Raw genomic sequence first — 20,776 nt, forward strand, 5'->3', positions numbered from 1 at the left:
TTAAAGATTTACCGAAATTCCGGTTTGGATAAAAAGTTCAGATTCAGGTTGGTTCGTATAATCTGTATATCTGAATTCCAGGCCAAGGATCGCTTTCGTTTTTCTGCCAATATCGTTACCTATAGATAAACCAATCCTATGTTCAAAAGAAGGTTTTTCAAACTTGCCCATACTCCATAAAGCTTCACTATCGGCTACGAGAAAAAACTCTTTTTGATCTACACGTAGTCCGCTTAAAGGCATTTCCACAGAAAATTCATAGCGCGTCCTAAAGGTGGTATGTTCCCTAAACCTTTCTTCCAGGCGTACACGGTGTGCGATCTTTAAGGCATTGTATTTCCTGGAATGTCCGTATTGCTGGATAAACCTTTTTTCGTCTTCCAGGTTTTCATTAAAAACTTCTCTAAAACGGTAACGAAAGCCCAGACTTATTTTGCTGTAAAAACCAATTTCATAACTGGAGAAATGGGTGATTTCTACGTGTCTTACTTCAAATATTGATTCTTCGTTTGCATAAATCAGGTCCCGGTTAGAAAGGCCAAAGTTGTAGGACCAGCGGTTTGGAGAATCGATATTTAACGAGAATTCCGGTTCAAGTAATACGGTAAAATCTTCCTGCGCCTTGCCTTTATTGCAGAAGAACACGAAAATTGCCAAAAACAGGAGCTGTTTAAAACAAGAGGTAGTCATACTCATTTCTTACAATTTCTCTTTTTTGAACAAAATTTCCGGAATGGTCAAAAAGCATTTCGAACCTTTCCAGCTTTCCATTGTTCTTGACCGCAACAATAAGTTCATAATTTGCAGGCTCATTTTTTTCAGGATCTAAAGCTTTTCTGAAAACTTCTGAAGGAGATTTCTTGGGAAGGTATTGCGCCTGTATTTTTTCAATTTTGTGCCTGTTGTTTTCCTGTTCTATGTAATCTGTAATCTTCTGAAGGGCTTTTTCCGGCATTTCCTTTTCCTTCAGCTCTACTTCAATGTCTTCCAGATTACCATCGTTTCCAAATTCGGCGCTGTAATCATAGCCTTTATGTTTAAATTTTGCTTCGTAACTGGTTTTTTCGCCATCGGTTTCAAAGTAAAACCGTAGCCTTCGCGCATTTTTAGGTTTTTCAGCATTAAAAAGAAGGATCGCCTGCTCCGGCATTTTTTCTTCGGAAATACGGTCTTCTTTCTCAATCTTTTTGTCTTGTGCAGCAGCAGAAAAAGAAGCAATAAGCAACAATATGGCCGATAATTGGCATTTTAAAGAGGAGACCTTTTGGAGGCTGATGTATTGAATAATCATTGTGAGAATTTTTATTCAGAAAACCATTCTTCTAAAATTATAGTTTCTTTACTTCATTATATCTAAAACAGGAAACCTCATGATCGTTTACCATTCCGGTGGCCTGCATATGCGCATACACCACGGTAGATCCAACAAATTTGAATCCGAGTTTTTTCAGATCTTTGCTCAATTTATCGCTAATTTCAGTAGTTGCAGGGGCTTTTCTATAATCTTTAACTTCATTTTGGACGGGTTTGCCATCTACAAAGCTCCATATGTAGTTACTGAAACTTCCATATTCCTTTTGAATTTGAATAAATAATTGTGCATTAGTTACTGCAGAACGAACTTTTAATTTATTTCTGATAATTCCTTTATCCTGAAGAAGCTCCTGAATTTTCTCTTCAGAATATAGAGCAATTTTATTATAATTGAAGTCATCAAAAGCACAGCGAAAATTCTCCCTTTTCCGAAGAATAGTGATCCAGCTAAGACCGGCCTGAAAAGTTTCCAGCAGCAAAAACTCGAAGATAGTTTTGTCGTCAAAAACGGGTACTCCCCATTCCTGGTCGTGGTAGGCTTCATACAAAGGATCGCCAACACACCAGCCGCATCGTGAAATTTCAGGCATAGTTTTAAGGTTTAAATTGGTAACTTATGGTTCCCGGTTGTGAATCTCTGCCGGGCAGCCTGCTAAATTTTGCTCCCGCGGCGTATTCTAAAGCCATCTCCTCCAGGCAGGCGTTAGATGAGGTGGAACTGGCCTTGTTAATTCTCGTCTCCTGCACAACACCTTCAGCATTTACCATAATATTCACTACAATTTTACCGGCATTATCACAGGTGTAAATGGGATTTGGAATCTCTAACGCCGTCCTTCCTCTTAAAGAATAAGTTATCGAACTATTGTCTATCCCGCCGGTTTGTGTAGAAATATTGTCGCTGCTGTTATTCCCGTCAGATCTTCTTTTCGGGCGATTTCTTTTAGGTCTATTTACGTTAAAATCGCCGTTTGAAGTGTTGGTTTCAGCTTCAGAAGTTTCTTCTCTGGAAGCACTGTTCTTTTCAAAAATTTCGTTTAACTGATTATCGAAATTCTGTTCCCGCGCTCCCCGATTTTCATTATATGCTCTGTGGGTCTGCACCTGCTCACTTTGCTGCTGTTGTGTCTCTTCAGGCTCAGCTTCAGTTTCTTCTTGGGGTTCACTTTCAGCTTTATATTGATCCAGGTTTACCAGAAATTCCCGCGTCTTTTGATTGCTGTTGGATAAGTTGAAATTATAAAGCGTCAGTAACAAAATGGCAAATATCAACGAGGTTATTATAAGGGCTTTATGTTTATCGAAAAAATCCATAGGTAATTAAAACTGCACTTATGCAGGTTTATTCTCCCGGGAAGGTAGTAATTTTTCAAAAGACTCAATATCCAGAGATTTTCCGACTTTGTACCCGCCAATTCTCGTTCTTTTTAAAGCTGAAAGATGCGCGCCGCTGTTTAATTCCTGCCCAAAATCTTGCGCCAGGGATCTTATATATGTTCCTTTGCTGCAAACCACCCTGAAATTTACCAACGGAAAATCTTTAGTCTCCACTTCAAATCCGTTAATATTCACTTTTCGGGATTGTATTTTCACTTCTTCGCCTTTTCTCGCATATTCATAAAGCCGCTTTCCGTCTTTCTTTAAAGCTGAAAAAACCGGCGGAATTTGTTCTATTTCACCTTTAAATTTTTCCGTGGCTTTTTGAAGATCATCTTTAGAAATATGGTCTGTAGGGAAAGTTTGGTCGATTTCGGTTTCAAGGTCGTAAGAAGGTGTGGTAGAACCTAAAGTGAAGGTTCCCGTATATTCCTTTTCCTGGCCCTGGAGTTCGATTATTCTCTTGGTGAATTTTCCGGTGCAGATGATCAGCAATCCTGAAGCAAGCGGATCTAAAGTCCCCGCGTGGCCAACTTTGATTTTTTTTATTCCGCAGCTTTTTCTAATCAGCCATCGCACCTTGTTCACCAGTTGGAACGACGTCCATCCCAGCGGTTTATCGAATAAAAGAATTTGTCCTTCTTTAAAATCTTCTGCGGTAAATAAATTATTTTTCATCTTCAAGAATTTGAAGAAGTTGCGCCTTAAGCGGCGGTAGTTCTTTTGTTGCTGTAATCCAGAGGATTTCAGTTATTACTCTGTCATAGTCATGGATAAGAATGTCCCTAAAACCTGCCATTTTTCTCCATGGAATACCGGGATATTTTAGTTTCAGGTGTTTATCTACCTTTTTTCCAGCTTCTCCAATAACTTCAAAACTTCTGATAATAGCAAATTCTTTTTCTTTATTTCTACTCAACTCCTCTTCAGTCACCCCAAACAAGAATTCCTCGATATAGGAAATATGTTCCAACATATCCTTAATATATCCAAAGCTATTTTTCATAAATAACTTTTAAATCCTTCATCACATACGGGATAATCCATTCTTTTAGACCTTTTTTGGAGACAAAATCTACTTTTCTATTTAATTTTTCTTCCAAATCTATCTTGATCTGGGCAAGGTCAAACAATGTTATTTTTTTGTTCAGGGAATACAAAATATCAATATCGCTGGCGATATTCATTTCTCCGCGGGCATATGATCCAAAAACAGCAATTTCTTTGGGATCATATGCCTTTAGGTAATCGATAATTATTTGATTCGTCTTTGCATCCATAGTACAAAGATAATTAATTCACATATTCAAAGATAATTGCCACAAGTCCTACAACAAAACAATAGATGGCAAAATAAGATAGTTTGCTTTTTCGAACCAGGGAAATCATCCAGGTACAGGCGACAAGTCCGGCCAGGAAAGCCGTGATAAAACCTATTAAAAGAATGGAGGTTTCTGTAGTAGATGCTGCAATATTGCCATCTAGTAAATCCTTGGCTATTTTTCCGAAGATCAAAGGAACCACCATCAGGAAAGAAAATCTTGCGGCTTTTGTTTTGTCATTTCCGAGTAAAACCGAAGTGGAAATAGTAGCTCCACTTCTGGAAATTCCCGGCAGCATTGCAATGGCCTGGGATACACCAATTACAAAGGAATTGCTGTAGCTTACACTTTTTCCTGTGTTTTTAGCCTTATCTGCGAGCCATAGCAGGAGGGCAGTGATGAGCAACATAAAACCTACGAACATGATGTTACCGCCAAACAATACTTCCAGCTGCTCTTCAAAAAATAGTCCCACAAGTGCTGCGGGAACCATCGAAATAATTATTTTAAGTGAAAATTTTGCTTCATCATTCCATTCAAGCCTAAACAGGCCTTTAAAGATATCCATCACATCTTTTCTGAAAACTACTAACGTACTTAAAGCAGTAGCGAAATGCAGTACAACGGTAAATAATAATGATTCTTCAGGAACACTGGTATCACCTAAAATTGCTTTTCCCAATTCTAGATGACCACTGGAGGAAACAGGAAGAAATTCAGTTAATCCTTGTATAATACCAAGAATGGCAGCGTCTAGTGCTTCCAATTTATTCTGCTTTTTTAGGATTTGGGTTCAAGAGGATAGCATAGACCTCTATGGCAAAGCCTATAAGGACTAGAGTTGGGGCCAAACGGATTCTTTGGAAATTGTAAATGGCGGGATTAAATGTATTTGGATCTTCACTGCCGCCACCGGCCATTAAAATAAATCCAAGTGCTATTACTCCCAGCCCTATAAACATCATGGTGTAGTTTTTCTTTCCGAAGATAAAAGACGTCTGTTGTTTGGGTGAAGTGTTATTCTTTTTACTCATTTATTGTGATTTTTTTGCGCTTATTCAGAATTTTGTAATTAATACAAATATGCTCTTAAAAACAAAACGTCTCTTTCCAGTAGCTATCGGAACCGCTCGACGTGACATATTTATATCTTTTAATAGTTTCCGTTTTAGAAATGTATTCTCAGTTCCGAAATTGGCATTTTTCTAATTTCTAATTTCTAATTTCTAACTTCTAACTTCTAACTTCTAACTTAATAATACAATTCATCCGTCTTCAAATTAAGAAACCGCGAGGTGGCTATATATGTGCTTATCCAGGTGATGATTACGCCCATTAAAAATATTCCTATAAAAAGTGCAGCCAGTAATTTTACATCTCCCAGTAAATTCAGTTCACCAAAACTTTTATTCAGATAGTAAAGGACTGCGGCCATTCCTATAAGTGCAAGTATAGCTCCAATTATACCCAATTTCACACTTTGCCAGATAAACGGCCTTCTTATAAAACCTTTCGTAGCCCCCACCATCTGCATGGTTTTTATAATAAAGCGTTTGGAGTAAACCGCCAACCTTATACTGCTGTTAATTAGCAGTACTGCGATAAAAGTGAAAATTCCGCTTACTACAAGCACCCAGAAACTTATCTTTTTCACATTTTCGTTAAGCAAAGCAATCAGGGGTTGATCATAAATAACTTCGTCAACAAAGTTTTTCGCAGTAAGCTCTGCAGCAATTTCATCTACCTGTTCCGAAGAAACAAAATCGGCGTTCATGTACACATCAATAGAATTCTGAAGCGGGTTATATCCCAGGAACTCCATAAAATCCTCACCAATTTCCTTGCTGTGTTCTTCCGCAGCTTCTTCTTTGGAAACGTAGGTGGTAGATTTCGTATAATCTGCCATGGCCAGGCTCTTTTTTAGCTGCTCTATTTCAACTTCTTTGGCAGTATCTTTAAAATAAACCGTCATGGCGATCTGTTCCTTAAAATGATCGGCTACTTTTTTGGTATTGAGTACCAGCAAGCCCAAAATTCCCAACAAAAAAAGTACTAAGGAAATACTGATTACTACAGAAAAGTAGGAAGAAATCAGTCGGCGTTTTTGATACCTTTCAAAAGATGTGCTCATACAGCGGACTCAGAATTTTGTGTAAAAATAAGAAAGTTAATGATTCCCGATTCTTTAAAACGTTCAAACTTTTAGATTTATTCTAAGAAGCTTAAATTTGAAAAAAACAGCTATGGAAATATTGATATATGGCATTGGAGGAGTTGGAGGTTATTTTGGAGGGAAGTTGTCAAAAGCCGGATATGAAGTCAGTATGATTGCCCGCGGAAAACACTTGGAAGCAATTAAGGAAAACGGACTTGAAGTAGAGAGCATTAACGGAAATTTTACTGTGAAACCAAAATTGGCAACCGATGATGTAGCTGAAGTTCCCACTCCTGACCTGGTAATTCTCGGAGTAAAATCCTGGCAGATATCTGAAGCTGCAGAAGCTATAAAGCCGATAATTGGCAAAAATACGATGGTACTTCCTTTGCAAAATGGTGCCAGTAATGCTGAAAAACTTATGGAGGTAATTCCAAAAGAGAATGTTTTAGGAGGATTATGCCGCATTATAGCTTTTAAAGAAGGTCCCGGGAAGATAAAACATCCTTCCATAGAGCCTCATGTAACTTTTGGGGAACTGAATAATTCTAAAACAGAGCGAATTCTTCAGTTGAAGGAAATTTTTGATAGTTCGGGGGTGAATTGTGAAATTCCGGAGGATATTCAGCTGGAAATCTGGAGGAAATTCCTTTATATCACTACGGTAAGTGCAATTGGAGGCCTCACCAGGGTTTCTATAGATAAAATTCTGAAAAGCGATTACCTAAAGGACATGATGCGTAAAACTGCCGAAGAAGTTTTGGCCGTTGCCAATAAAAAAGGCATCGCTTTAACACAGGAACATGTGGAAAAAGCACTTAAGGTTGCAGAGCAGCAGCCAAAAGGAACAACTGCTTCTACGCAGCGGGATATTATGAATGGTAAACCTTCAGAATTGGAAAATTTCAATGGGTATATTGTAAAGGAAGGTGAAAAATGGCAAATTTCGACCCCCGTTAACCGGTTGCTTTATGAGCTGGTGCTGCCAATGGAAAAAGAAGCCAGGAAAGCTTAAGAATCTCTCTGCTATTGGGCAATCCAACAAGTATAAAATTGTAAATTTGCAGGCAATTAGTGATTAACGTCTCTGCGAACAACGGGAAGCAGTCTTAGATTGCCGCGTGATTTCATTGTTCGCAATGACCAATAGTTAAGAGAAGAAATGAATTACAACTTCAACGAAATTGAAGCCAAATGGCAAAAATACTGGGCCGATAATCAAACTTTTAAAGCTAAAAATCCTGGCTCCCCTCCTTCGGAGGGGCTGGGGGAGGCTTATTACGTGTTGGATATGTTTCCTTATCCTTCCGGGGCAGGCCTTCATGTAGGGCATCCGCTGGGGTATATTGCGAGTGATATTTATGCGCGTTACAAGCGCCATAAGGGCTTTAATGTTCTGCATCCACAGGGATATGACAGTTTTGGGCTTCCGGCAGAGCAGTATGCTATCCAAACCGGGCAACACCCGGCGGTTACTACAGAAAATAATATAAAACGTTACCGCGAGCAGCTGGATAAGATTGGTTTTTCTTTTGATTGGAGCAGGGAAGTGCGCACCAGTGATCCCGAATATTACAAATGGACGCAGTGGATTTTTATCCAGCTTTTTGAGTCCTGGTACGATTATGAGCAGGATAAATCCCGAGCGATTTCAGAACTTGAAGAAATTTTTGCTTCGGAAGGGAATAAAAGGGTAAAAGCAGCCTGTGATGATGATGTTGAAGATTTTACTGCGGAAGAATGGAATGCTTTTTCTTCTGAAGAAAAACAGAAGATTCTACTTAAATACAGACTTACTTATTTAGCTGAAACCGAAGTAAACTGGTGTCCGCAGCTGGGAACAGTACTCGCGAACGATGAAATTGTAAACGGAGTTTCCGAACGTGGCGGCTATCCCGTGGTCCGGAAAAAAATGACACAATGGAGCATGCGCATTTCCGCTTTTGCAGAACGCCTTCTTCAGGATCTTGATAAACTCGACTGGACCGAGAGCTTAAAGGAAAGTCAGCGAAACTGGATTGGGAAATCTGTGGGAGCGATGGTTGAATTCCCCATCCTATCCTTCCCCGAAGGGGAAGAGAAAGCACGACGGGGATATATGACTGGAGGCAATAATGCTCATTTACTTCTCGAAAAGGCGAGGGAAAACAGGAATAGTCCTACGGATGCCGAGAAAATTTTGTGGAATCATCTGCGTAACAAAAGTTTGGGGTATAAGTTCCGCCAACAGCATCTTATTGATGATTTTATAGTTGATTTTGTTTGCCTGTCAAAGCGATTGGTCCTTGAAGTTGATGGAGGAATTCATGATCTGCAGGTTAAAGAAGATGAAAATCGAACTAAAATAATTGAAAGCAAAGGATTCAAAGTCCTGAGGTTTAGAAATGAAGAAGTAATTGGAGACATTGATGCGGTTCTGGAAAAAATTGAAACCGCTCTTTCCGGGCAACCTCATGTTAGTGAGAAAGTTCAAAAAGCTCCCCCTTCGGGGGCTGGGGGGATTCGTGTTTTCACGACCCGTCCCGATACGATTTTTGGGGTAACTTTTATGACCCTCGCGCCAGAGCATGAACTGGTAAAAAAAATCACCACTCCGGAGCAGAAAGAAGAAGTTGAAGCGTATATCGCGGCCAGCGCGAAGCGCAGTGAACGTGAACGTATGGCCGATGTTAAGTCGATCACCGGCGTTTTTACCGGTGCTTATGCAGAGCATCCTTTTACCAAAGAGCCTGTGCCAATCTGGATTGGGGATTATGTATTGGCGGGTTACGGGACAGGAGCAGTAATGGCTGTGCCTTGTGGTGACCAGCGGGATTACGATTTTGCAAAACATTTCTACTTACCAATAAAAAATATTTTTGAAAATGCTGATATTTCTGAAGAGGCTTTCTCCGGAAAGGAAGGAACGGTGATTGCAAATTCAGATTTCCTTAGCGGGCTTAAATATAAAGAGGCGCTTCAGAAAGCGATCCTGGAACTGGAAAAATTGGGTCTTGGCTACGGAAAAACAAACTACCGACTTCGGGACGCCGTTTTTAGCAGACAAAGATACTGGGGAGAACCTTTTCCTGTTTATTACGTAAACGGAATGCCGCAAATGATTTCTGCGGAACATTTGCCGCTTACGTTGCCTGAAGTTGAAAAATACCTTCCAACCGAAACCGGGGAACCGCCTTTGGGTAATTCAACTGAATGGGCATGGGACACAGAAAATAATAAGGTGGTTCCAAATGCCGAAATAGATGAAAAGAGCATTTTTCCGCTGGAACTAAATACTATGCCTGGTTGGGCAGGAAGCTCCTGGTACCTTTTCAGATATATGGATCCGCATAACGAAGAGGCTTTTGTCTCTAAGGAAGCACAGCAATATTGGGAAAGTGTAGATTTATATATAGGCGGAAGTGAGCATGCCACCGGGCATTTACTGTATTCCCGTTTCTGGACAAAATTTTTAAAAGATCGCGGATACCTGTCGGTTGAGGAACCTTTTAAAAAGTTAATCAATCAAGGGATGATTTTGGGACAGAGTGCAATTCCTTATAGGGCAAAAATTACTTTAGTTTCAAATTTAGATAACCAAAAGGATACGCCAGATGATTATTATGAAGTTAAAGCAGATTTGATAGAAAACTCCAATAGCGTCTTTTTTTCTGCCGATTTGAGAGCTAAAGGAGTTAGGTTTATACAGGAGAAAATAAATGGTTTATCTTATTTCACATCCATGAAAAAAGAATTTGAAAAAATTATTAAAAATTCTTTTGGTCTGAAACTTGAAAAATCTTCTGTTTATATTCAATACAGTGGCTTTAGCGATCCTAGAGTTAATTTACAGTTCTTGGATGGTTTGAGTGATAATTTAAATTTAGCTGCTTTAAAATCATCAGGGGATGAAGAGCTAAAGAATGCAATTTATTTAGATTCTGAAGGTTCTGAAATTACAGATTGCGATAAGCAAAATTTTGTTGCAGCCAGAGAGGTAGAAAAGATGTCTAAAAGATGGGGTAACGTGGTAAATCCGGACGATATTTGTGAAGATTATGGTGCCGATACTTTAAGGATGTACGAGATGTTCCTTGGGCCGTTAGAGCAGGCAAAACCATGGAATACCGCCGGAATTACCGGTGTGCATAATTTCCTGAAAAAGCTTTGGAAGTTGTATCATTCCACCCCTAACCCCTCCTTAGGAGGGGAGAACAGTTTCTCTGTTTCAGATGAGCCGGCATCCAAAGATTCGCTAAAAACTTTGCATAAGACTATTAAGAAAGTGACTGAGGATATAGAAAATTTTAGCTTTAATACTTCGGTTTCCACTTTTATGATTTGTGTGAATGAGCTTTCTGCTCAAAACTGCAACAGCAGGGAAGTTTTAGAACCTTTAGCAATATTAATTGCGCCTTATGCGCCGCATATCGCTGAAGAATTATGGTCGAAATTAGGTTATTCAGAATCCATTGTTACCGCGGAATATCCGGTGTATGAAGAGAAATTCCTGGTAGAAAGTACTAAAAACTATCCAATTTCCTTTAATGGAAAAATGCGTTTCACCATGGAACTGCCGCTTGATATGAGCAAAGAAGAGATTGAAAAGACAGTGCTTGCAGATGAGCGGGCAAAAAGTTATTTGTCTGATGCACCCCCTAAAAAAGTGATAGTTGTTCCGGGCAAAATAGTGAATATTGTCATTTAACCCCTCTTAAAATTACGATTGGAATAAAAATTAGTGAATTAATACCTTGCACCCCCTGTTGTTGAATATTTTTAATTTATTTTGCGTTAAAAATACTCTATTTATGGAAATTGGTGTACCTAAAGAAATTAAAAACAACGAAAGCCGGGTGGGGATGACTCCTGCAGGTGTTCTGGAACTCACTAAGCTTGGCCACAAGGTCTTTGTGCAATCTACTGCGGGTGACAACAGCGGATTTTTAGATGAAGATTATGCTGCTTCAGGAGCAATTTTATTGCCTACCATTGAAGAGTTGTACGCGAAGAGCGAAATGGTGGTAAAGGTAAAGGAGCCTATTGAAAAGGAGTATTCTCTTATAAGGGAGGATCAGGTGATTTTTACCTACTTTCATTTTGCTTCCAACAGGGCGCTTACCGAGGCTATGATTCAGTATAAATCTGTTTGTATAGCCTACGAGACCGTGCAGGATGCTTCGGGGGCTCTGCCTTTGCTTACTCCAATGTCTGAAGTGGCCGGGAGAATGGCTATTCAGCAGGGGGCAAAGTACCTGGAAAAGCCCGTTAAAGGAAAAGGTTTACTGCTGGGAGGGGTTCCGGGTGTTCGTCCCGGAAAGGTACTGGTTCTTGGTGCAGGTACGGTTGGTATACAGGCGGCAAAAATGGCCGCAGGATTAGGAGCCCAGGTGACGATTATGGATGTAAATGTGGATCGTTTGCGCCATGTAAATAATATCATGCCCAGCCACGTAGTTACAGAGTTCTCTAATGAATATAATATCAGAAAGCATATAAAGACACATGACCTTATAATTGGAGCGGTTTTAAACACGGGCGCAAAAGCACCAAAGCTTATTAGCAGGAATATGCTTAAGGAGATGGAGCCTGGGACTGTTATTGTAGACGTGGCTGTAGATCAGGGCGGGTGCATAGAAACTTCACGTCCAACAAGCCATGAAGATCCTGTTTATATTATAGATGATATTGTGCATTATTGTGTGGCAAATATGCCTGGAGCGGTGCCCCATACTTCCACACTTGCGCTAACAAATGTTACATTACCTTACGTGTTAAAACTGGCTGCGGGTTGGAAAACCGCCTGCTCTCAGGATGAGGCTCTGTCTAAAGGGCTGAATATTGTAAAAGGTAAGATTGTATATGAAGCTATTGCCGAAGCCTTTGGATGGGAAGAAATTCTTGCTTAAATCCTGATATTACAAAAATACAAGATGCCGTTGCCATTAGGGAGCGGCATTTTTTTATTTGGCGTTCAAAATTAGACCCTTCTAATTCGTCTAGAGTGACAATAAGTAATAAAAATAAAGAATATGAAATCCTTACTTTAAGACAAATAAATATCCACCAGTCCTTCAGGGGTGTTAAGGTAAATTGTTTTGTTTTTCTTATCCACTTTTTCCAGGAATTCATCATTCATGGGAATAAGGATTTCTTTGCCATCCTTTTTAATCTCAAATAAGGCTTGTGCAGTAGCATCATTTACAGAAGCTATCTCGCCAATATCGCCGTGATGTGCATCAATAACCTTAAATCCTATAATTTCATGAAAATAAAACTGATGATCTTCCAGCTCGGGCAGCATGGTAAGTGGGAGGTAAAGTTCACAGCCTATAATATCTTCGGCGTCATCTTCGGTATTAATATCTTCAAATTTTGCACGGAGTAAGGTGCTTTTATGAAGAGCACTTTTTTCAATAAAAAATGGAACCAGGTTTTCGTTATACTCAACGAAAACCGATTCCATTTCTGTGTAAGAGTCAGGTTCATCGGTGTCCAGTTTTATGAGCACCTCCCCTTTAAAGCTAAATTTGCTAACGATTTTTCCTAAATAGAAACACTCCTCTTTAGTCATCGCCGGCATGTTAAATTAAGCGTCTTTTTTGTCTTCTGTCGCTGCTTCTTTAGCAGTTTCAGTGTCAACTTCTTTTTCAACATTTGCTTCAGGTTCGCTACCTTCAGTTACTGCAGCACCTTCATAATTCTCATCGGTAGCAGTTTCTTCTTCAGCGCCTTTAGCTTCAGCTTCACGCTTAGCGTTTACTTCTTTTTCAGCTTCCAAAGCTTTAGTTCTGGCTGCTTGCTGTTCTTTGGTTAAATTTTCTTTCTTAGCGTCGATTTTACCTTCTTTTTCCTCTAACCAGGCCTGGAATTTCTTCTCAGCCTCCTCTTCGGTCAAAGCGCCTTTTCGAACGCCGACAGCAAGATGTTTCTTTAACAAAGCACCTTTGTAAGAAAGGATAGCACGGGCAGTATCTGTAGGTTGTGCTCCATTCTGCAACCATTTTACCGCACCGTCAACATCTAATTCAATAGTTGCAGGATTGGTGTTGGGGTTATAAATACCTATTTTGTCAAGGTATTTACCGTCCCTTTTTGCGCGCGAATCTGCGGCAATAATCCAGTAAAAAGGCTTTCCTTTTTTACCGTGTCTTTGTAATCTTATTTTTACAGGCATAAAAAATTAATTTGTGGGGTTCCCGACCCCTGTTATTAATAAGGCTGCAAAGATACTACATTTTTCTTATTTACAAGTTTTTACGAAATTAAAAATTGTAAAGGGACGTTCTGTGAAATTGAATGCCTTTCTGGAAGTAAGGATTTAGAATTTTTGGGAAAATTTTTCGCGAAAAAATCAGGCCGCTGTTAAAAGCAGTTAATTAGTGCTAAACCCTGTTAAATAGGTTGGTACCAAGGTTTTAGGAGTGTATATTTGGGTAAATAGATAAAGAAAATCAGGTATGAAATATTCAGAAAAAGTTGCAAAAAAATTAAACGAACTTCTTGAGAAGAATTATGATGCGGAGAAGGGGTTTAAATTTGCTGCCGAAAACGTAAACAACAGGGAGCTAAAATCATTCTTTAAAGATAAAGCCCAGCAGCGATATGATTTTGGTCATGAATTAAAGTCGGAAATTGTCAATTTTGGGGAATCACCAGATAAAGGCTCCAGTTTGGCAGGAGACGCTCACAGGTCATGGATGAACTTAAAAACAAGTCTCTCCTCAGATAAAGAGGAAGCTGTGCTGGAAGAAGCTGTAAGAGGGGAAAAAGCGGCTGTTGAGGACTATGAAGAAATACTTAAGGATGCCAGTATCCCGGCATCTACCGGAAATATTTTGTTGAAGCAAAAAAATGCTATTATGGCTACGCTCAATGAGGTGAAAAGCCTAGAGAAGCAATTTGATTAAAATTGAAATAACAAAAACGATGCGAACACAGGTTGACTGATGTAGTAGTAGTTTAAAATGTTCGTATCAGGCCTCACAAATAAGTACCTAGCGGTAACTGTTTGTGAGGCTTTTTTTATGCTGTAAATGGTTGATAATTCTTAAAAACTTTCTTTTACCGGAAGTCTATTTATCTTTAATTTTGCAGGCAAAAGCTGAAGTGCTTTTTTTACATCAGACTGTAGCCTGCCTAAATTAAACCGAATCACATGTACCTTATTTTTGATACTGAAACTACCGGATTGCCAAAACGTTGGGACGCTCCTTTAACCGATTCAGATAACTGGCCGCGTTGTATCCAGATTGCCTGGCAGCTGCATGATGACATGGGGAATCTTGTTGAAAGTCAGGATTACCTGGTAAAGCCGGAAGGTTTTAATATTCCATATGACGCCGAGAAAATTCACGGCATTTCTACAGAACTGGCCGCGCAAGACGGCATTACTTTACAGGAGGTTTTAGAAAAATTCCAGGTGGCCCTTGATAAGTCAAAATTTGTGGTTGGTCAAAATGTGGGTTTTGACGTTAATATTATGGGAGCCGAATTTTTCCGTGTTCAGATGGAAAATTCACTTCAAAATTTGCCAATTCTCGATACCTGTACAGAGGTTACAGCCGGAATGTGTAAAATTCCCGGTGGGCGTGGCGGTAAATTTAAACTGCCTACACTTACGGAACTTCACGAGTATTTATTTGACGAACCTTTTGCTGAAGCCCATAACGCCACGGCCGATGTGGAGGCAACGACCCGTTGTTTTCTTGAGCTGGTACGCAAAAGAATGTTCACCAAAGAACAATTGGACGTTCCTGCAGATTATTTCGAAAATTTTTCAGAAGCTAATCCGCAGCCGATACAACTTATCGGGTTAAAACATATCAACCTCAAAAAGGCTTCCGAAGAAATAAGGAAACAGCTTCAGAAGGAACAACCGTCCGAAGCAATTACTACCGAGGAAATTGAAGAGAACCTCGAAAAACTGGATGAAGTACCGTTTGCACATTTGCATAACCATTCCCAGTTTTCAGTTTTACAGTCTACCATTAGTATTCCTGACCTGGTAAATGCGGCAGGAGAAGAAAATATGCCGGCGGTCGCTTTAACAGATCATGCCAATATGATGGGCGCTTTCCATTTTGTAAAAGAGGTGGGCGCCTATAATAAATCTATTAAAGCGAAGAATGCTGAAGCGCTGGAGAATAATTTGCCTGTCGAGGCTAAAGAATTAAAGGCTGTGGTGGGTTGTGAGTTCTTTGTTTGTGAAAACCACCTGGATAAATCCAGGAAAGACAATGGTTACCAGATCGTGATGCTCGCAAAGAACAAAAAGGGATATCACAACCTTGCCAAAATGTCTTCCATCGCCTATACCCAGGGATTTTATTACGTGCCGCGGATAGATAAGGAAGTCATTAAAAAATATAAAGAGGACGTGATGGTACTTACCGGAAATCTTTATGGAGAAGTTCCCAGTAAAGTGCTGAATGTTGGAGAAAAACAGGCAGAAGAAGCTTTGCTTTGGTGGAAAGAAGAATTTGGGGATGATCTTTATATGGAGATCATGCGGCATAACCAGGAAGACGAGAACAGGGTAAATCCGGTCTTAACTGACTTCGCCAGGATGCACGATATAAAAATGGTTGCAACCAATAACACGTATTACTGGAAGCAGGAAGATGCCAATGCACACGATATTCTACTTTGTGTGAAGGATGGTGAAAAGCAGGCTACACCAATTGGACGGGGCAGAGGTTATCGCTATGGATTGCCAAACCAGGAATATTACTTTAAGTCTGCTCAGGAGATGAAAAATCTCTTTAAGGATTTACCCGCAGCTATTTCCAATGTTCAGGAGATTGTAGATAAAATTGAACCGTTTGAACTGGCGCGGGATGTACTCTTACCGGCGTTTACTATCCCCAAAGCTTTTTTAGTTGAAGAAGATAAAGTGGATGGCGGAAAGCGGGGCGAAAATGCCTATTTGAAGCACATCACCTTTGAAGGAGCGAAAAAACGTTACGAAGATCTTACTCCCGAAATTGAAGAACGGCTGAATTTTGAGCTTTCGGTAATTGAAAATACGGGTTACCCGGGATATTTTCTTATTGTGGAAGACTTTATTCGGGAAGCACGTAATATGGACGTGTCGGTTGGGCCGGGCCGTGGATCTGCCGCTGGAAGTGCCGTAGCCTACTGCCTTGCAATTACGAATATCGATCCTATTAAGTACGACCTGCTGTTTGAGCGTTTCTTAAATCCGGATCGTGTGAGCATGCCCGATATTGATATTGATTTTGATGATGAAGGCCGAAGCCGCGTAATGGATTATGTGATCAAAAAGTATGGAGCTAACCAGGTGGCGCAGATTATTACCTACGGAACCATGGCCGCCAAATCTTCCATCCGTGATACGGCACGAGTGCTGGATTTGCCGCTGATGGATGCGGACAGGATTGCCAAACTTATTCCGAATACGAAACTTGGGAAGATTTTTGGAGTAGATGAGAAGACGCTGAAGAGTAAATTCCGAAGTGAAGAAATGGAGAAGATCAATGAACTTCTCAATATAGCCGAAGGAGACGATCTGGAGGCGCAAACGCTTAATCAGGCGCGGATTCTCGAGGGATCGGTGAGAAATACCGGTATCCATGCCTGTGGGGTAATTATCACCCCGGGGGATATTACCAATTATGTGCCGGTTTCTGTGGCCAAAGATTCCGATTTATATGTTACTCAGTTCGATAACTCGGTAGTGGAAAGCGCCGGCTTGCTGAAAATGGACTTTTTAGGACTTAAAACGCTGACCTTAATAAAGGACACGGTGAAAATTGTAAAAGGCCGTCATGACATAGATTTAGATCCGGATAGTTTTCCGCTGGATGATGAGGAAACTTACAAGTTGTTCCAGCGAGGGGAAACGGTTGGGATATTCCAATATGAATCACCGGGAATGCAGAAGCACATGAAAGATCTTAAACCCACGGTTTTTGACGACCTTATTGCTATGAACGCTTTGTATCGGCCGGGGCCAATGGAGTATATTCCAAGTTTTATTGCTCGTAAGCACGGAAATGAGGAAATCGCCTACGATTTGCCCGATATGGAAGAATACCTGCAGGAAACCTACGGAATTACAGTTTATCAGGAGCAGGTGATGTTGCTTTCGCAGAAACTGGCAGGATTTTCCAAAGGTGATGCCGATATGCTGCGGAAGGCAATGGGTAAAAAAATATTCGCTTTACTGGAACAGCTAAAACCGAAGTTTTTAGATGGGGGAGAGGCCAAAGGCCATCCCAGGGAAGTGCTGGAGAAAATCTGGAAAGACTGGGAAGCATTTGCGGCCTATGCCTTCAACAAATCCCACTCTACCTGTTATGCCTGGATCGCTTACCAAACTGCTTATTTAAAAGCGCATTATCCTGCGGAATATATGGCGGCGGTGCTTTCTAATAATATGAATGATATTAAGCAGGTTACTTTCTTTATGGAAGAGTGCAAGCGTATGAAGCTAAATGTGCTTGGGCCTGATGTAAATGAATCTTATTACAAGTTCTCTGTAAATAAAGAAAATGCCGTAAGGTTTGGTATGGGTGCCATTAAAGGAGTTGGTGCAGGCGCAGTGGCTACTATTGTAGAAAATCGTAAAACTGAAGCAGGTTCTTATCGTTCCATTTTTGATATGGCCAAACGAATAGATTTACGTGCAGCCAATAAAAAAGCTTTTGAAAATCTAGCTCTGGCCGGTGGCTTTGACGGATTTAACGATACCCATCGCGCACAATATTTTCATGATGAAGGCGACGGAATGACTTTTCTGGAAAAAGTGATAAAATTTGCTGCAAAATTCCAGGAAAATGAAAACTCCTCGCAGGTAAGCCTCTTTGGAGAAGCCAGCGATGTGCAGATTCCTGAGCCAACAGTGCCGCCATGTGAGCCGTGGGGTACCATGGAAAAACTGAGAAGGGAAAAAGAAGTGGTGGGGATCTACATTTCGGGGCACCCGCTGGATGACTTTAAGAAGGAACTGCAATATTTCTGCAATGGTACTTTAGCCGACTTTAATGAGATGGAAAAGTTCGTTAACAGGGAGCTTTCTTTTGGCGGGATCATTAGTGATGTGCAGCACCGTACCTCAAAAATGGGCAAAGGATGGGCCACGTTTTTTGTAGAAGATTATGTGGAGACTTATGAATTCAGGATGTTTGGGGAAGAGTATCTTAAATTCAGGCATTTTCTGGTGCCGAATTCATTTGTACATATAAAAGCTTTTATTAAGGAAGGCTGGACCAATAAAGAAACCGGAAAAAAGAGTGACCCAAGAATTCAGTTTAACAGTTTCCAGCTACTTCATGATATTATGGATAGTTATGCAAAGAAACTTACCATCCAGCTGGATATAAATGACCTGAAGGATGAGAAAATCACCGCCTTAAAGGATTTATTCAGAAGTCATCGCGGCGATCATAAACTGAATTTTGTGGTTTATGAAATGAAAGACCAGGTGAAGCTCCATATGCCAAGCAAGCGACAAAAAGTAAAGATATCACAGGAATTACTGGAAGCGCTGGAAGAAGAACAGGTGAATTATAAGCTGAATTAGTTCGTTGTTCGTTGTTCGGGGTTTTGAGTTTTTCGAAGTAAGAAAAATGAAGTTTCTGTAGGTCGAAAATTGGCATTTTCGGGCATAGGCTTATTGTTGTCTGTGTCTGTTGTCCGTTTGCTGTTGAGCGTGGAGATAGGTCGATAATTGACAATTTAGAGCATCCTCCTGGGGCGGTTTAAAGGTTAAAATCGGGGACGGGTACCTTTTTTCCATTAATTTCTGAAAATGACCTCTCAAAATGGCAATTTTCGGCATAAAAAGTACCGAAAAAAAGGATGTCTAGGCGTTACAGGGAAAAAAATAAACAGCGGTATAGATATGGTGTGTGATATTTGGTATTTGTGAAGTTAAACGATTAGAAAGCAGCGGAAAAAGGTCAGTTTAATGTTGTTGTGGGGCGAAAATTGCCAAATTTAAGCAGTGGCAAAAAACAGAACCAGGATTGGTCTTAATTGATATTTTTGATAATTAACCACAATTGCCAACTGTGTCACTGTTACTGGACTTTTTTCGGTTAGGGATTGGAGCAAGCTACCTTGTAGCGCGAAAAGCCCGGCCCCGCGCCACGAGCGCGGGGAAACCGCCAAATAAGCCTTGCGAATAAGGATATAGCCAAATACAATATTGCTTGTGTAAGGAAAGCAAAAATATTTGACTATTTTTACATATCATATAAAAAGAAGCGAAACTTAAAATAAGATATTATGGCAATTGAAATAACAGATGCGACTTTTGAAGAGAAAGTTTTAAAGAGTGATAAGCCTGTAATGGTAGATTTTTGGGCTGCATGGTGTGGACCTTGTAGAATGGTTGGACCTATCATCGACGAGATAAGTCAGGAATACGAAGGGAAAGCACTGGTTGGAAAGCTTGATGTGGATGCGAACCAGGAGTTTGCTGCCAAATACGGAGTGAGAAATATACCTACAGTACTTGTTTTTCAGAATGGGGAATTAGTAGGCCGCCAGGTTGGTGTAGCTCCTAAAACTACTTATGCTGAAGCTCTTGATAATCTTTTATAGTAGGATTATTAGATAACGATAAGGAAAAGGCCTGATGAAAATCAGGCCTTTTTCTATATATTACAGTTTGTTTTTAGAATTAAGCGGGATGGATTTACAGGAACAAGTACACAAAGCAGGAGGATTTACCAATATTGAGTTACTGGCGAGGCAGGTGGTGGAAGGATATATTTCGGGGATACATAAGAGTCCGTTTCACGGATTTTCTGCGGAATTTGCTGAGCATAAAATTTATAATAACGGCGAGAGTACAAAGCATATCGATTGGAAGTTATTTGCCAAGACCGATAAACTTTATACAAAGCGGTATGAAGAGGAAACGAATTTGAGATGCCATTTAATTCTGGATAACTCGTCTTCTATGCATTATCCAAAATTGAGAAATCAAGACGTGGGTTCTTTAAATAAAATTGGATTTGCTGCTTTAGCTTCGGCCTGTATCATGGAAATAATGAAGCGGCAGCGCGATGCGGTTGGCTTGAGCGTGTATAGTGACCATTTCGAATTCTACGCGCCTGAAAAGGGAAGTGAGCGGCACCATCATATGCTTTTGAATACGCTTAACGGGCTTATGTGGGAAGAATCTGAAAGAAGGGCAACCGATACTCATAAATACCTGCACCAGATTGCGGAAAAACTGAAAAAGAGATCACTTGTATTCTTATTTACCGATATGTTCCAGGCAGATGCCGAAGAAACTGATTTATTTGAGGCTCTGCGGCACTTAAAGTATAATAAGCATGAAGTAGTGCTTTTTCATGTAATGGATGAAAAGAGGGAGCTTAGTTTTGATTTTGACAATGTTCCCAGGCGGTTTACCGATGTGGAAACTGGTGCACAGGTAGATTTATATTCTGAAAATGTAAAGGAAAATTACAAACTTGCGGTTGGGGATTATATCAATTCCCTTAAGCTGGAATGCGCCAGGTATAAGATCCAGTATGTGCAGGCGGATATTAATAAAAATCTCGAAAAAATTTTGACGACTTATCTTGTTGAAAGACAAAAGATTGGTTGATGGGTTGAAATTATTCTGAAAAAAATGCAAAAAAAGGTT

19 protein-coding genes are annotated in these 20,776 nt (G+C 40.2%); 7 read left to right on the forward strand and 12 right to left on the reverse strand.

The window, feature by feature from the left end; translation table 11 throughout:
* The 10 genes from RM529_RS03635 to RM529_RS03680 all read right to left on the reverse strand — a co-directional run bounded on the left by RM529_RS03635 (window position 1) and on the right by RM529_RS03680 (window position 6,144).
* Window positions 1-696 carry a DUF2490 domain-containing protein gene (locus RM529_RS03635; protein ID WP_311483396.1) on the reverse strand — a complete coding sequence of 232 codons (696 nt, stop codon included), beginning with the start codon at window positions 694-696 and terminating at the stop codon, window positions 1-3.
* The gene (locus tag RM529_RS03640; RefSeq protein ID WP_311483397.1) at window positions 671-1,291 is read right to left on the reverse strand and encodes a hypothetical protein; all 621 of its coding nucleotides are present in this window, start codon (window positions 1,289-1,291) and stop codon (window positions 671-673) included. Before RM529_RS03640 ends, RM529_RS03635 begins: the two co-directional genes overlap by 26 nt.
* A gap of 37 nt (window positions 1,292-1,328) precedes the next feature.
* On the reverse strand, window positions 1,329-1,904 hold the full coding sequence (locus tag RM529_RS03645) for a DNA-3-methyladenine glycosylase I (RefSeq protein ID WP_311483398.1): 576 nt from the start codon (window positions 1,902-1,904) through the stop codon (window positions 1,329-1,331).
* A gap of 4 nt (window positions 1,905-1,908) precedes the next feature.
* Window positions 1,909-2,628 (reverse strand): energy transducer TonB, encoded by a 720-nt coding sequence (locus tag RM529_RS03650; protein WP_311483399.1) that lies wholly within the window; start codon window positions 2,626-2,628, stop codon window positions 1,909-1,911.
* 18 nt (window positions 2,629-2,646) lie between these two features.
* Entirely contained in the window at window positions 2,647-3,369 is a 723-nt protein-coding gene (gene truB, locus RM529_RS03655) for a tRNA pseudouridine(55) synthase TruB (RefSeq protein ID WP_311483400.1), read from the reverse strand.
* Entirely contained in the window at window positions 3,359-3,697 is a 339-nt protein-coding gene (locus tag RM529_RS03660) for a HepT-like ribonuclease domain-containing protein (protein ID WP_311483401.1), read from the reverse strand. The genes truB and RM529_RS03660 overlap by 11 nt, the downstream gene beginning before the upstream one ends.
* Entirely contained in the window at window positions 3,687-3,971 is a 285-nt protein-coding gene (locus RM529_RS03665; protein ID WP_311483402.1) for a nucleotidyltransferase family protein, read from the reverse strand. The genes RM529_RS03660 and RM529_RS03665 overlap by 11 nt, the downstream gene beginning before the upstream one ends.
* A 13-nt stretch (window positions 3,972-3,984) precedes the next feature.
* Window positions 3,985-4,779, reverse strand: coding sequence for an undecaprenyl-diphosphate phosphatase (locus RM529_RS03670; protein ID WP_311483403.1), 795 nt, complete (start codon window positions 4,777-4,779; stop codon window positions 3,985-3,987).
* 1 nt (window position 4,780) lies between these two features.
* A complete protein-coding gene (locus RM529_RS03675) occupies window positions 4,781-5,047 on the reverse strand; it encodes a DUF3098 domain-containing protein (RefSeq protein WP_311483404.1) in 267 nt (88 codons plus the stop codon).
* Between the two features lie 218 nt (window positions 5,048-5,265).
* Window positions 5,266-6,144 carry a cell division protein FtsX gene (locus RM529_RS03680; RefSeq protein WP_311483405.1) on the reverse strand — a complete coding sequence of 293 codons (879 nt, stop codon included), beginning with the start codon at window positions 6,142-6,144 and terminating at the stop codon, window positions 5,266-5,268.
* A gap of 112 nt (window positions 6,145-6,256) precedes the next feature.
* On the opposite strand from RM529_RS03680, the gene RM529_RS03685 reads away from it, so the two are divergent.
* The 3 genes from RM529_RS03685 to ald all read left to right on the forward strand — a co-directional run bounded on the left by RM529_RS03685 (window position 6,257) and on the right by ald (window position 12,056).
* Window positions 6,257-7,183, forward strand: a complete 927-nt coding sequence (locus RM529_RS03685) for a ketopantoate reductase family protein (RefSeq protein ID WP_311483406.1) — start codon at window positions 6,257-6,259, stop codon at window positions 7,181-7,183.
* 147 nt (window positions 7,184-7,330) lie between these two features.
* Entirely contained in the window at window positions 7,331-10,855 is a 3,525-nt protein-coding gene (locus RM529_RS03690; RefSeq protein WP_311483407.1) for a leucine--tRNA ligase, read from the forward strand.
* A gap of 103 nt (window positions 10,856-10,958) precedes the next feature.
* Complete coding sequence (gene ald / locus RM529_RS03695) at window positions 10,959-12,056, forward strand: alanine dehydrogenase (protein WP_311483408.1); 1,098 nt, start codon at window positions 10,959-10,961, stop codon at window positions 12,054-12,056.
* A 137-nt stretch (window positions 12,057-12,193) separates the two neighbouring features.
* Here ald and rimM read toward each other — a convergent pair whose 3' ends face one another.
* The gene (gene rimM / locus RM529_RS03700) at window positions 12,194-12,721 is read right to left on the reverse strand and encodes a ribosome maturation factor RimM (RefSeq protein ID WP_311483409.1); all 528 of its coding nucleotides are present in this window, start codon (window positions 12,719-12,721) and stop codon (window positions 12,194-12,196) included.
* 15 nt (window positions 12,722-12,736) lie between these two features.
* A complete protein-coding gene (locus tag RM529_RS03705) occupies window positions 12,737-13,324 on the reverse strand; it encodes a 30S ribosomal protein S16 (protein ID WP_311483410.1) in 588 nt (195 codons plus the stop codon).
* Between the two features lie 283 nt (window positions 13,325-13,607).
* Between RM529_RS03705 and RM529_RS03710 the strand changes: the two genes are divergently transcribed.
* The 4 genes from RM529_RS03710 (at window position 13,608) to RM529_RS03725 (ending at window position 20,737) form a co-directional block, all read left to right on the forward strand.
* The gene (locus RM529_RS03710; protein ID WP_311483411.1) at window positions 13,608-14,057 is read left to right on the forward strand and encodes a ferritin-like domain-containing protein; all 450 of its coding nucleotides are present in this window, start codon (window positions 13,608-13,610) and stop codon (window positions 14,055-14,057) included.
* A 248-nt stretch (window positions 14,058-14,305) separates the two neighbouring features.
* Window positions 14,306-18,694 (forward strand): DNA polymerase III subunit alpha, encoded by a 4,389-nt coding sequence (gene dnaE / locus RM529_RS03715; RefSeq protein ID WP_311483412.1) that lies wholly within the window; start codon window positions 14,306-14,308, stop codon window positions 18,692-18,694.
* 707 nt (window positions 18,695-19,401) lie between these two features.
* Complete coding sequence (gene trxA / locus RM529_RS03720; protein ID WP_311483413.1) at window positions 19,402-19,719, forward strand: thioredoxin; 318 nt, start codon at window positions 19,402-19,404, stop codon at window positions 19,717-19,719.
* A gap of 88 nt (window positions 19,720-19,807) precedes the next feature.
* A complete protein-coding gene (locus tag RM529_RS03725; protein WP_311483414.1) occupies window positions 19,808-20,737 on the forward strand; it encodes a DUF58 domain-containing protein in 930 nt (309 codons plus the stop codon).
* The last annotated feature ends 39 nt before the right edge of the window (window positions 20,738-20,776 follow it).

The organism is Autumnicola edwardsiae, assembly GCF_031846505.1.
Lineage (GTDB): Bacteria > Bacteroidota > Bacteroidia > Flavobacteriales > Flavobacteriaceae > Autumnicola > Autumnicola edwardsiae.